Source organism: Nostoc flagelliforme FACHB-838, from assembly GCF_014698065.1.
Classification (GTDB): domain Bacteria; phylum Cyanobacteriota; class Cyanobacteriia; order Cyanobacteriales; family Nostocaceae; genus Nostoc; species Nostoc flagelliforme_B.
Map to the genome: position 1 here is coordinate 1 of NZ_JACJSI010000192.1, position 11,512 is coordinate 11,512.

The 11,512-nt window shown below is 40.1% G+C and carries 14 protein-coding genes and 3 pseudogenes; 9 read left to right on the forward strand and 8 right to left on the reverse strand.

Annotated elements, in window-relative coordinates; translation table 11 throughout:
- Positions 1–774: 774 nt before the first annotated feature.
- Complete coding sequence (locus H6G97_RS36590; RefSeq protein ID WP_190945570.1) at positions 775–2,001, forward strand: PQQ-dependent sugar dehydrogenase; 1,227 nt, start codon at positions 775–777, stop codon at positions 1,999–2,001.
- Positions 2,002–2,145: 144 nt separating this feature from the next.
- On the opposite strand, the pseudogene H6G97_RS56190 reads toward H6G97_RS36590, so the two are convergent.
- Positions 2,146–2,489, reverse strand: a pseudogene (locus H6G97_RS56190) (hypothetical protein); the annotation flags it as partial.
- Between the two features lie 351 nt (positions 2,490–2,840).
- Between H6G97_RS56190 and H6G97_RS36595 the strand changes: the two are divergent.
- Both H6G97_RS36595 and H6G97_RS36600 read left to right on the forward strand, forming a co-directional pair.
- Positions 2,841–3,830, forward strand: a complete 990-nt coding sequence (locus H6G97_RS36595; RefSeq protein ID WP_190945572.1) for a helix-turn-helix domain-containing protein — start codon at positions 2,841–2,843, stop codon at positions 3,828–3,830.
- A 194-nt stretch (positions 3,831–4,024) separates the two neighbouring features.
- Positions 4,025–4,195: pseudogene (locus H6G97_RS36600) on the forward strand (HU family DNA-binding protein); the annotation flags it as partial.
- A 15-nt stretch (positions 4,196–4,210) separates the two neighbouring features.
- Here H6G97_RS36600 and H6G97_RS36605 read toward each other — a convergent pair.
- A complete protein-coding gene (locus H6G97_RS36605; RefSeq protein WP_190945574.1) occupies positions 4,211–4,444 on the reverse strand; it encodes a hypothetical protein in 234 nt (77 codons plus the stop codon).
- A gap of 411 nt (positions 4,445–4,855) precedes the next feature.
- Here H6G97_RS36605 and H6G97_RS36610 point away from each other — a divergent pair, with 411 nt between their 5' ends.
- Genes H6G97_RS36610 through H6G97_RS36620 form a run of 3 tightly spaced genes read left to right on the forward strand, consistent with a single transcriptional unit; the run spans position 4,856 to position 5,749 of the window.
- Positions 4,856–5,026, forward strand: a complete 171-nt coding sequence (locus H6G97_RS36610; protein WP_190945576.1) for a CopG family transcriptional regulator — start codon at positions 4,856–4,858, stop codon at positions 5,024–5,026.
- 47 nt (positions 5,027–5,073) lie between these two features.
- Entirely contained in the window at positions 5,074–5,577 is a 504-nt protein-coding gene (locus H6G97_RS36615; RefSeq protein WP_190945578.1) for a hypothetical protein, read from the forward strand.
- Positions 5,578–5,587: 10 nt separating this feature from the next.
- The gene (locus H6G97_RS36620; RefSeq protein WP_190945580.1) at positions 5,588–5,749 is read left to right on the forward strand and encodes a hypothetical protein; all 162 of its coding nucleotides are present in this window, start codon (positions 5,588–5,590) and stop codon (positions 5,747–5,749) included.
- Positions 5,750–5,781: 32 nt separating this feature from the next.
- On the opposite strand, the gene H6G97_RS36625 is transcribed toward H6G97_RS36620, so the two are convergent.
- From H6G97_RS36625 to H6G97_RS36635, 4 genes are all read right to left on the reverse strand, one after another.
- Positions 5,782–5,940 (reverse strand): hypothetical protein, encoded by a 159-nt coding sequence (locus tag H6G97_RS36625; protein ID WP_190945582.1) that lies wholly within the window; start codon positions 5,938–5,940, stop codon positions 5,782–5,784.
- Between the two features lie 74 nt (positions 5,941–6,014).
- Complete coding sequence (locus H6G97_RS51570) at positions 6,015–6,401, reverse strand: hypothetical protein (RefSeq protein ID WP_199349895.1); 387 nt, start codon at positions 6,399–6,401, stop codon at positions 6,015–6,017.
- 75 nt (positions 6,402–6,476) lie between these two features.
- Positions 6,477–6,632 (reverse strand): hypothetical protein, encoded by a 156-nt coding sequence (locus H6G97_RS51575; protein ID WP_199349897.1) that lies wholly within the window; start codon positions 6,630–6,632, stop codon positions 6,477–6,479.
- A gap of 51 nt (positions 6,633–6,683) precedes the next feature.
- Positions 6,684–7,370, reverse strand: a complete 687-nt coding sequence (locus H6G97_RS36635; protein ID WP_190945584.1) for a class I SAM-dependent methyltransferase — start codon at positions 7,368–7,370, stop codon at positions 6,684–6,686.
- 93 nt (positions 7,371–7,463) lie between these two features.
- Between H6G97_RS36635 and H6G97_RS36640 the strand changes: the two are divergent.
- Positions 7,464–7,734 (forward strand): annotated as a pseudogene (locus tag H6G97_RS36640) (HU family DNA-binding protein).
- 1,174 nt (positions 7,735–8,908) lie between these two features.
- Here H6G97_RS36640 and H6G97_RS36645 read toward each other — a convergent pair.
- Positions 8,909–9,196: a hypothetical protein gene (locus tag H6G97_RS36645; protein WP_190945586.1), complete on the reverse strand. Its 288-nt coding sequence runs from the start codon at positions 9,194–9,196 to the stop codon at positions 8,909–8,911.
- A 286-nt stretch (positions 9,197–9,482) separates the two neighbouring features.
- Between H6G97_RS36645 and H6G97_RS53515 the strand changes: the two genes are divergently transcribed.
- Positions 9,483–10,139: a hypothetical protein gene (locus tag H6G97_RS53515; RefSeq protein ID WP_190945594.1), complete on the forward strand. Its 657-nt coding sequence runs from the start codon at positions 9,483–9,485 to the stop codon at positions 10,137–10,139.
- 340 nt (positions 10,140–10,479) lie between these two features.
- Positions 10,480–10,815, forward strand: coding sequence for a ribbon-helix-helix domain-containing protein (locus tag H6G97_RS36655; RefSeq protein ID WP_190945588.1), 336 nt, complete (start codon positions 10,480–10,482; stop codon positions 10,813–10,815).
- A gap of 359 nt (positions 10,816–11,174) precedes the next feature.
- On the opposite strand, the gene H6G97_RS36660 is transcribed toward H6G97_RS36655, so the two are convergent.
- Positions 11,175–11,414: a hypothetical protein gene (locus tag H6G97_RS36660; protein WP_190945590.1), complete on the reverse strand. Its 240-nt coding sequence runs from the start codon at positions 11,412–11,414 to the stop codon at positions 11,175–11,177.
- Positions 11,415–11,512: the final 98 nt, after the last annotated feature.

Below are 11,512 nucleotides of genomic sequence, written 5' to 3' on the forward strand. Positions count from 1 at the left end.
ATTGGCATTATCTCTTCATGCTTGTATCCACATAACAGCATTTTTACTGCTGTAGCTCGCTTGATTTCACGCGGCTCTTTATTATTTTTGATAAAATCTTCTAATAATTCCATCCACATCACTACACCTGCATTTAGTTTTAAACGTTACTTTTATGCTCTCTCAGTATTTTCTCATGAATGATTCCGGATTGCTATAGCGGAGTGCGTCTAACTAAAAAAGCTATGCAAGAAATTGAAAATAAGATTGAACATTTGACTAATTTTACCGAAGATAATTTACCAAATTTAGGTAAATAGTTTATCGATATATGTTGTGAATAACGTAATTTCCAAAAAGTTAAAAGCGCAAAAATAATCGATATTTATTGATTATTTTTGCTTACTGCATTTAAGAACTGTCTTTGTGCAGACATTTATCTTGCATATTTATTGGGGAGAGAGGGGTTGCCGTCGGCAACCCCTCTCTCCCCAATAAAATTATTATCATTTTTATTGACTGTATATTTTATTCTCTGGAAGTCCCTAAGAGGATGTTTTAGTCAGATGATGCACGGATCTTAAAACTATATTTTAGAAGTAAGACCACAATAGTAATCAGTTGGGTGTCTCTATTAATAGATATATTTCTGAAGCCGGAATCGAGTTAGTGATTATATTCCATTAGTCAGATGCAATAGCCTGAGTAACAGTGTAGTTTAACCCGTATAAGTACCTTACTCTTCAGCTAAAAAGAGCAGTCCTGATTGCAAACCAATACTTACAGGCTTTACAAATGAAATTAATCACGAAACCAAAATCTCTTTTGATGGGATGTGCTTTAGCATTGGGACTTGCTGTTCCTGCAAGCTCTCAACAACCCCAGCCATTAAAAATCGAGCGCGTAGAAGGTTATTTAGCGACTCCAGAAAGGTTAAAATTCAATGAATCTCTATTGAATGAGTTACAGCTACCCCCTGGGTTTGAAATTAGCATATTTGCTCAAGATTTAGGTAATCCTCGCAACTTAGCAGTTGCTCCTAATGGTACAGTCTACGTAACTCGGCGTGAGCAAGGTGATGTTATAGCTTTAACAGACACAAACAAAGATGGACGCGCTAACCAAAAACGTACTGTTGCATCAGGGCTAAAATTTGTTAACGACATCACCATCAACCAAAATCGCCTGTATTTTGTTACTGATACACATTTATACGCTACCAATTTATTATCCAATGGTAGGGAAGGTAAGATCCAGACCCTAATTAGCAATCTACCTGATGCTGGACAACACCCGAATCGCACTATTGGCTTTGGCCCTGATGGATTACTTTATCTTTCCGTAGGTAGCACTTGTAACGCTTGTGACGAGCCAAATGACGAACACGCCACCCTATTGCAAGTTCAACCTGATGCTAGCAAGCGGACTATCTACGCCAAAGGATTACGAAATACTATCGGTTTTGCTTGGCATCCCCAAACTAAGGAATTTTGGGGAATGGATCACGGTTCAGACTGGCGAGGTAACACTACACCACCAGAAGAATTAAACTTAATTAAACAGGGTGCAAATTATGGTTGGCCATTCTGTTGGGGCGCTCGCCGCCCTGATGTCTACCTGCAAGCCAACCCAACAGGCACAACCAAGGAAGAATATTGCAAAAAAACCGAAGAACCTGTAAGTACTTATACAGCTCATAGTGCCCCTTTGGACTTAGTTTTTTATACTGCTTCCCAATTTCCCGTTCAGTATTGGAATTCTGCTTTCATCACCATGCGTGGTTCTTGGAACCGCAATCCACCCGTTGGGTATAAAGTTGTGCGTTTGCGTTTCGAGAATGGCAAACCCGTGCAGTTTGAAGATTTTGTTACAGGTTTCTTAAGAGCAGATGGAAAAACACAGTTTGGTAGACCAGTGGGTTTAGCTACAGCACTAGATGGTTCTCTGTTATTTACTGACGATACTAATGGCGTAATTTATCGTATATCCTATGTAGACCAAAAACCCCCATCTGGTAAGTGATTTCAGTAACCCTACTTGGATGTAAAAATTCCCGTATCTGTTGTGAGTTAATTTGTGTTTTTTCGCGCTCATTTCGTTGGTGCAAAAGTGCCGCGCTCTAAGCGAACTGAGGGAATTCCGTCGCTCATCTGACCTAAAAATTTGTGTAAAGCCAAAACCTAACAAATCTACTGCCCATGTTTCATTTTGAGTAGGAAGTAATGGCAACAGAAGGCGGAACTCTAGGATGGAACTATCGAAGCCGTGTAGCAGCAGAATTGGTGTACCTTTACTACCGTTGTGAATGTAAGTTGTGAGGATTGGGTATTGGCTCAGGGAGGTTGTAAGTTGATAGCCAGGAGTTATCAAAAGTACTGAAAGTTTATTGTGAGGATTGGGTTTTGGCTCAGGGAGGTTGTAAGGGCAATTCTCTCAAGACTTTGAACAAAAGCGATCGCTTTTGAGTTTGTTAGTTGATTAAGTTGTGATGGTAGAAAATTAGGAAACATTACTATTGACTCCAAACTAATTTTCTACAACCATTCTAGTGGATTAAATTGTTGCAATTGACTATCACTCCTGCCAAGCTAATTGCAAATAAAGAACTAGCAATACTATAGGGCGTTGCAGCACTTCTACAATTTACCCTTGGTACGGACCCAAGGTTTTTCCTCAAGCAGATACTGGTATTATTTTAATAATTGCGCTTGCGGTAATTACTGCCTTAATTCAGTGTTGATAATCAATTAAAAAAGTTAAATTATACAATTAACATCCGGAAAACAAAGATGAAGTTAAGAAAAATAGTGAAGATATGATTGTAACTTCCTTTGATTGAGTTCATATAAAAGGCTTTCACAATGGTTACTACTCCTGTATACTTTTTGCAAATTTTGGACAATCCGAATATTGAAATTTCTCAAGATGAGTTGCGATCGCTTTTAGGAGAAATAGAAGTACAACTGCATCGTAGCCCAGTTTATCGGCGTGCTTTAGCGATTGTGCAGAAGTTAATAGGGGAAGAAACAGATCAGGCTCAAGATTTATTAAAAGCCGTAGGTAGAGAAGCGATCGGATTAGTATTTCGACAATTTGCCCAACAATCTCAAAAAGTTGAAACAGCTATAGATACCAAGCAAGCTACAGAAACAGTCAATTCTTCACCAGAGATACAGCAGGAGCATTGCACTCTCCAGGAAGAATCCTCTAAAAGTACAGCAGAAAATTCGCTGTGGAAAAAACCACTAGAATTGCTCAATCATCAGAGAATTTCTCAAGCTGAACTTGCAAAACAAGCTGAACTTGCAGCCCAACAACGCATGGTGTGCCTACGTCAAATCGGGCAACAACTCCAAAAAACCCGTCAATCCAAAGGGCTTTCTTTGGATCACATTCAGCTTTCCACTCATATCCGAACGGAGCTGATAGAGGCATTAGAAAACGGCAACTGGAAAGAATTATCAGATGATATTTTTGTACGTGGATTTATCCGACGTTATGGAGATGCTTTAGGGCTTAATGGTGTTGCTTTAGCTGCCTCTTTGCCATTCCTAGCAGCTATACCAGTAACTCAGCCATTTTCGGCTCAATCTAAAAAAGGAATGGGATTGGAAATTCGTCCGACGCATTTATATGTAAGTTATACAGCTCTTCTTGCTGGTGCAATGGGAGGATTAGCTTTCATGTCCCAGCAACAAGCAAATACCAATATGTCAATTGAGCAAGATAACTCTTCTTCTGTTTTACAATCGTTAAAACAACAATCCCTTACTGTTAAACCAGGGATTAAATCTACTAACACTGGTGTGGCTGTCGGATCTGATATTTCCCCACCAGAAGGATTATATTAAGGAACTGCACCTGCCTGATAACGGCTCTGGGATGGGCGATGCCGCCAATTTTAACCGTTAAGCGGTATCTTCTGAATGTCTACAATGCCGTACAACATACTGATGCCGACAAATAATATGTTAACGACGAAAAATATCGTGTTAAGCGACATTTGTGGTTTGAAGTGTTTATGTTTGCAGTTCGCTAGAATTATGTAGCGAATGGGGAGAAGATAACGCTGGTAGGGTTTGGCTCATTTGAGCGACGCGAACGTTCCGAGTGCGAGGAGCGTAATCCCAAAACCAACGAGCCAATGACTATTCCGGCTACTAAAGTGCCTGCGTTTTCTCCTGGAAAGTTGTTTCGAGAAAAAGTAGCACCATAGATGAATTGCTAGGGGTCAAGCAATCCAATCACTGCAAAGCTGTGGTGTTAGCCCAGGAGCGCTGGCGCAGCCATCGCTCTTATAAAGACAGGGTAGAGCAACGGTAGGGGAACGTGAGTGTTGGATTGCAGATATTACAGATGGTGATCGCTGCGTTAACGCCTGCCTTCTCGATGCCCGTACCCCTACGGGGAAGTAAGCTACTCGGAGCGTCTCCTGTTTCCAATTGCCGTTATTGCTTTTACCCATCACTATTTACATTTGTTTTGAAAGATTCTACTTATAACTGGTAACGATCACCCACGACAGGCAATTACGCGATCGCGCTTGACTTCACCAAAGTATTACTTTCCATAATTTAACTCGGCTTAATTGAAAATTTCTTATATCAATGCATTTGGTAAGCTGCTAGTTGCAATGTGTTTCTACTGAATGCTTAATTATAGAAAAACCTTTAGTTTATATTCTCTTCATAATAGTTGATTCTAAATTTCTTAAGTTTCATAATTTAAACTGCATTTAAACTCTTCACTACGGCTTCAAAATTAGTAGTGTTCCCTTTACAGCTTCTTGAGGCTAATATCATTATTTTTATCATTGTGATAACAGTTTCAATGATTGATATTAGAGAAGTAGTTTACAAAAAAGTTTATTTAACCTGTGAATAAGAAATGGGCTACTAAACGACTCACAATTAATCTGGCATCCGGGGAAGCAGAAAGATTAGAAAAATATTGCTCAATCACAGGACGACCAGCAACCGATGTGATTCGAGAGTTGATTCGTTCTTTGACTGTTGAAGAAACACTTAATGCAGATAGCAAACAATAATTAGGCTTAAATATTAAATAAAGCATATAATGAAAGCTAATACAAATATGAGAAGTAATCAACCTCTTTCTGAAATTACAGGAAAACCTGCTCAGGTGTGGGGTAATATCTTAATTCCTGCTAAAGGGCAAATGACCGTCGAGGTAACTGGTGATACTCTTCAAGCTACACTTAAAACCTACTTAGAGAAGAAAGACACTTGGATACGGATTCAAAATATTGATTCAGTTGAGACTCAAGAAGCACCTATTTATGCACTGTTAGGCACTGGAGCTTCGTGCATCTTTTTTGCTCTAGGTTTACTAGCTCACTCTTTTTTAGGCGGCTTAATTATTATTGGTTTAGGTGTTGCTCTAATCGTATATGCAATTACCAATAAAAATCGGTATTTAGCAATTCACAGCCACCGCAACTCAATCGTCATCTTCATGAATAAGCCACCGGAAGTATATCAGCAGTTTGCTATGGGTGTGCTGGCATTATCTCGTAAGCTAAATACGCCCAGCAGTATGCAGACAAAACCTGCTCAAAATTCCGTTCAAGTTAATTAGAAAACTGATTATGAAAACTCTGCAACAGTCGCTAAAGTTAAGAGCAGTATTTCAAGAAAAAATAACTGCTAAAAAGTCTGCTGTACATCAAGAAATTCACCAAGCTTGTACAACGATAAGTGGAAACGTCGAGAAGGCAATAATTGGGTTTGGTGGTTCTACACCTGCTTGAATCTGCAAAGAATTTTGACGGGAGTGCTGATTTTAGCCTGAAGTTCGCAGTCGGAGAATGATCACACCACTAAGAGCTGCATACACTCGTGAATAAGCAGCAAAAAATACTGGAATACCAAACATTCCGCCAGCACCTCTTACCCATATAATCAAAATTGCCGAAGCAATCAAGAATGCTAAAACGTTCATAGCTATCCATAACAGAACTTTCAAGAACGTAAATCTTAATGCAAAAGCTTGGAACAATCCCATGAGCAAAGCGGCTATGAGTACGCCAGAGACAGAACGGGCGATCGCTCCGGCATTATCCCAAGTACTGCCAATAGATCAAACTTCACTGACTCAGGCGATCCATAATCGGGCGAGACAGAACAATACTTGAAAATCAACTTCAACTCCAACCCCTTTCGTGCGCGTTGGTCAACAGGGGTATCCCACCAAAACGCTGCATTGACGGCTGTTTGCAATCCATACCGGGAATGCAGGTTTTGGTAACTAGCGATGTAATCTTTGCAATCGTGAATCCCTTTCCAACGCTTGTTACTGCGGCAAGTTTTACCCACGTACAGCACTAGCTCGACTTTAGAATCGAGAATAAAATACAGACAAGCATCGCCAGAGCCATCAGTAGATTTTCGATAGAAAGACATTGGGACAAGCTATAGCGTTAGTGGGTCAATCGTGTTGGGGTAACAGTGGTTGGGGGTGAGGTTCAATAAGTTTGTTTACTGTGGTAGTTGAGCTTGTCTGACTTGTTGTTGATGAGCGAGTATCCGAGATTTCCACTTCAGCAGGGCATCGGTACTCATCACCAGTTGGTTTGCTCTGGCTGTTGGAGTAGATTTTATATGTGCAAACAGGTTGAGTTGATTTAGTTCCAAAAAAACACAAAAGGAGTGACCGACTAATTGATTATCTCCCCCAACTGCAATCTAAGCCAATGATGATCTTTGATATTCAATTCGCACTTGCTTAACATCAAATTGTTCAGACTCTTGGTATACAGTTTTTTTTACTTCCTGTAATCCTAAAGTTTCAAACTGTTTGAATTCTAATTCTGATAACGGCCAAGGTGGGCCACTTGGTTCTGCTTCTGTATCCCGAACACGAGAAATCAACAAAAGTACGCCACTAGGAGCCACGACAGAGGCAACCGAAGAAATAGCACTAGAACGCACATTTAACGGCAAAGCTTGAATGTTACGGCACTCAAACACAAAGTCAAACCCAAGCTGCCATTGTGCTGGAAGGGCGAATAAATCTGCAACTACGTAGTTGACCGAAGAATCAGGAAACCGTTGATGACACCAAGCAATCGCAGTCGCAGAAATATCAAAAGCCGTTACCTCAAAACCTAGTTTTGCCAAAGCTTCAGCATCATCGCCTAAACCACAACCGATGATTAACGCCTTTTGTCTCTTAACAAACGGTTGATGATGAGCCAACCATTCTTGCAGATAAGGGTGAGGGGATAACTTGGCCCAAGGAATTTGTGTTGTATCGCCCTGAGCTTCGGCATACAAAACTTCAAACCAAGCTGATGGCTCTGCTTTTTGTAGCGCTTCGTTAGCTAACTGTTGAACATGAAGCTGTAAATTTTGAGGTTGTTGTTCAAACATAAAATACTATTAATGGCTATACGGTAAAGTGTCGCTATCTACAATATCGATAACTTAAGATAACTAATTTTGCGTAAGGATTCAGGGTGATTTATGAACTCATGTAAACTAGTAGATGCTCTACAGCGAAGCCCAACATCACAAAAAAGCAAGCTGATGAGGGATTAGTGCTTTTTTAGAAGTTGTGACCGAGGCTGTAGCGAACGGGGAGAAGGTAACGCCCGTCGGATTTGGGTCATTCGAGCGGCGTGAACGTTCCGAGCGCGAAGGGCGTAATCCCAAAACCAAGGAGACAATCACAATTCCAGCTACTAGAGTTCCTGCATTTTCCCCTGGGAAGCTGTTTCGAGAAAAATGCACATAAAATGAAATCGACTGTGAAGCAAGGCTTTGAGCTAGCTAGCCAATTCGCGCATAAAGTGAAATTTTGCATCTAATCACGGAAAGTCAGGGTATTTTCTTCAATCTTGATGACAATTTATACCTAAATTCCTAAACTTTCTATAGTCAAGCTGCTTGGCTACCTATGGCACAGAGCAATCGCCTGGGGTGAGGCGTAAGCCTATTGCACTTCAAAAGTACGCTTTTAAAAGCATTCGGGCTGTCGTTAAATCAAAGTCGGAAAATTTCAATTTATGTGCAAATTGAATATTTGGCTCAAACCCAGACTCCACAATGAATTTCACTTTATGCGCGAATATCGTTACCTGGAACCCTTATAAATTCGTTGTCAGACTTTCATCTTATCTGCGAACCCACATGATCTACTGAAAGTGAAAATTGTCGCAGACTATGTGAAAATATTCGCGGACTAATTGAAAATTATGTTTCTGAAACCCTAAGTTTTTCATGGTAAGCTGCGATGGCTGCGCCAACGTCAAGGACGAACGCTAATTATAGAAGTATTTCTTCAAAGCCTTATACTGTAATGAGTTGCGACCTTTTATCCTCATTTGGCGGAAAATTTCAATTAGTCTGCGAATTTGGTAGGAAATTTTCAAATAGTCTGCGACAAATTTTCACTTAGTCTGCGACAAATTTTCACTTAGTCTGCGACAAAACAAGCCAGAAACCTTATTATTCCGTTGAGAATTTTTCACTTAGTCTGCGAACCGACACCAAGCGATAACCATTTACAGGGTGCTAACTTTCAGTCATAGTTAGCCGTAAGTTATTATAGGCACAATGCAACTATAACTTTGACTTGGTGTAAAGATAGTTTACAAAAATTGCTCAAACGGTTGCTATAGGGCGTGTTTTAACCAAGTATTGAGGTATTGCTGCACAAGAATGCATTTTGAAAACTTTCGGAAAACTTTTCTCCCTTGCTTCGTGCCTGTTTCTCAATCTCTGGCCGAATAAGGGAGAATGTAGATTAAAGAAAAGCGGATTGGAATATTACACAAGCCCTTAGCTTTCAAGCAGGGGAAAATCTATAATCTATAATCGGCAATCTGCAATCCGTTGACATTCGGATCATGGATAACTGCAACCGCCTTGATGCTGAACCGTCTGGGAATACAAATTGTCTGCTTTAATTAACTACAAAAATCATCCACTCGGATATCACGCCAAATATCAGAAATCTGCCAGCCGGAATTGCCTACCGATTGTACTGGAGGGTTGTCAAGGAATGGAATATAGTCAGGAACTTTAGGCTCTTGAGTGATTACTGGTTTCTGCTCAACCACAGGAGCTGAAGAATTTACAGTATCAGATCGAAGAAGTTGCTCTTCTGCCTCTTCGATTAACTTCATCTGTCTCAGGGTAAGCTTGTCGGATTTTTCGATGATTTTCTTGGTATCTATATGATTAGAAGTATTCATTGGCTGTTCCCTCAAAAGCATTGGCAAAAAATTTGTCTGGGTAAAGTTGGGGAAGGTAAGTGTTAATAATTTGCACGGAGTAAACACTCTACTGTAAATCTATGGGAAATACCAGTCCCTTGCTGAAGAATTTATCAATATCTTACGTAAAAGCAGCATGAAAGATGTTTTAAGTAAATCAGCAGAGTGATTGAGCTAAGTTTCGTCAGTTTGATGGATGTCCCGGGGTACTTAAATAAAGTGAAATTGTTCAGAAAGGTTTTGATCCAGAACTCGTAAAGTATTTATGACACAAATCCCTATCGTTCGCCAGATTCTATCAGATCCGGATACCGGATTACTATCCTATCTTAGTCAACAACTTCAAACACCGAGCTTTTCACATTTTAAAAGCCAATTTGGTTTTTATGTAGATGAGTCTTGTACACAAGTTACCTCAGTAGACGATTCTTTAGAAATACAAACGATACTTTTGCTGACTCTGAAGTTATCGATCATTGCAGATAGCCAAACTCTTTCAGATGAGGCGACAGTACATGCTGTTGAGTTTCAAGAATTGCTAGATGCACAAATTATTAGATGGAGCCAGGACAACCCACAATTGCTTAAACCAATCTCATCCATTAAAAACACATTCAGTCAGTTGTCAGATATCCCGTTCCACGGTGGCTATCTTCCAGGTTTTGAAATTAAAAGCCAGTTTACTCTAATTTACAGTCCTGTTACTACAGAGTTAAGCCAGTCAGAGGAGCCGGAATATTCTTTGCATAGTCCAGGGGAACGCACTCCCATTAGCGGGCAGTATGAAGTAATCAATTCTAATGGAAAAGGTACAGGGCTAGAGGTAACATCAACTGCTGGAAATCCGTTTCCTCCAACAAGTGAATCTAACCAATCATATCGGTTAGTTGACCCTACGATGCACAAAAACTCTAATAAGTAAAGTAGCAATTAGCGTTGCTCAAAGGCAATATTGAGCTAGGGGAGCTTCTGCTCACGAACTGTTAACTGTCAGATATAGTTGGATTGCCTTAGAGCGCAACCAACCAAGTATTAGTAAGTAATCTATCTCAAGCAAGAGTAGGAAAAGCAAGACAGCAAGTAAGCTGTTATTAATTGGCTAGTTGGAAGTTTGCATAGGGGGGTACTTAAACAAAGTTTAGGTACTCTTTATCTAAGTAAAATTCATTCTTTTCATTTATTCAGATGTTCTCTACAAGACACTATTGCTGGCTTTTGAGCATGAGTCAAAGCAATTACCAATTCGCTAAGGAGAAATAGTAATGCATACGAGCGCTCGCACCCCAACCACTGATATGGAAGTTACTAGTATCCGCTTAGAGCAAGAACTCAAAGATAAGCTCAAAGAAATAGCTGGTAATCAGGGGTATCAAGCTTTGATTCGAGATGTCCTTTGGAATTATGTTCAGCAAAAATCAGGTGAATGGAAGCCTCGATTTTCCCGAATCGACATACGAGCTAGCATGGTTGCCACTGCTCAACAAGAAGAACGCTGTGTACTCACAGGTCAACTAATTCAATCCCAAGAACCGATGTTGCTAGGGCTGGTTAGTAATGGTGATATAGTTCCTTTGAGTACCGAGAGTTTGGCTGGATAATCTTGTATTCACGCGATGCAGTTCAGTTATTTAGCAAAAATAACTGAACTTACTTAAACTCCCACCTCTGATGCTGGAGGGAGATTACCGAAACTACGCTTATCGAAAGAAAATAGCCAATTTCCAATAGAAAGACTTTGGCAACTTCAAGAAATGGGAGTGCGATTGCATAAAGATGACTTTGGTATTGGCTATTCATCCTTAAGTTACCTGCATCATTGATTGAATTAACTAAGTTAAACTTGGTATATAGGCTTTAATTTAGTCATTAAATTTAATCTGATAAAATAACGGAACATTAATGCCTCTAGAAACTTTTCTAAAGGTGTTAATATCGCCGTAGAACTATTGCAGATGACCTATTTACACCGTACCCAAGTTTCAGCTTCTTGCCAAAGTTTGTGCAGAAATAACTCAGTGTGATGGGTCATGGTGGTGAAAAACACACCTACAGCATCCTTAGAACTATCTAATAGCCAAGAACCCCGCAAAGTGACTTCCATATATTCGGCATCGCAGGCACAAAGGGTGACGATCCCTGTGTGATCTCTTTTTACCTCAGCCTTAAGCACTTCTAGTCCTGGTATAGCAACAGACAAGGCGGTTAGGACGCTAGGCGAAGTACATATTCCATAGCATCCCTGATACAGTCAAATTGAATAAGTTGTTGACGAATTCGACTCTTCAACCATGACCA

Bases quoted from the DNA above. Each gene is read 5' to 3' on its own strand.
- H6G97_RS36590 (WP_190945570.1), top strand. From the start codon at position 775: ATGAAATTAATCACGAAACCAAAATCTCTTTTGATGGGATGTGCTTTA.
- H6G97_RS36635 (WP_190945584.1), bottom strand. From the start codon at position 7,370: ATGTTTGAACAACAACCTCAAAATTTACAGCTTCATGTTCAACAGTTA.
- H6G97_RS36620 (WP_190945580.1), top strand. From the start codon at position 5,588: ATGAAAACTCTGCAACAGTCGCTAAAGTTAAGAGCAGTATTTCAAGAA.
- H6G97_RS53515 (WP_190945594.1), top strand. From the start codon at position 9,483: ATGACACAAATCCCTATCGTTCGCCAGATTCTATCAGATCCGGATACC.
- H6G97_RS36615 (WP_190945578.1), top strand. From the start codon at position 5,074: ATGAGAAGTAATCAACCTCTTTCTGAAATTACAGGAAAACCTGCTCAG.
- H6G97_RS36605 (WP_190945574.1), bottom strand. From the start codon at position 4,444: ATGGGTAAAAGCAATAACGGCAATTGGAAACAGGAGACGCTCCGAGTA.
- H6G97_RS51570 (WP_199349895.1), bottom strand. From the start codon at position 6,401: ATGTCTTTCTATCGAAAATCTACTGATGGCTCTGGCGATGCTTGTCTG.
- H6G97_RS36655 (WP_190945588.1), top strand. From the start codon at position 10,480: ATGCATACGAGCGCTCGCACCCCAACCACTGATATGGAAGTTACTAGT.
- H6G97_RS36625 (WP_190945582.1), bottom strand. From the start codon at position 5,940: ATGAACGTTTTAGCATTCTTGATTGCTTCGGCAATTTTGATTATATGG.
- H6G97_RS36595 (WP_190945572.1), top strand. From the start codon at position 2,841: ATGGTTACTACTCCTGTATACTTTTTGCAAATTTTGGACAATCCGAAT.
- H6G97_RS36645 (WP_190945586.1), bottom strand. From the start codon at position 9,196: ATGAATACTTCTAATCATATAGATACCAAGAAAATCATCGAAAAATCC.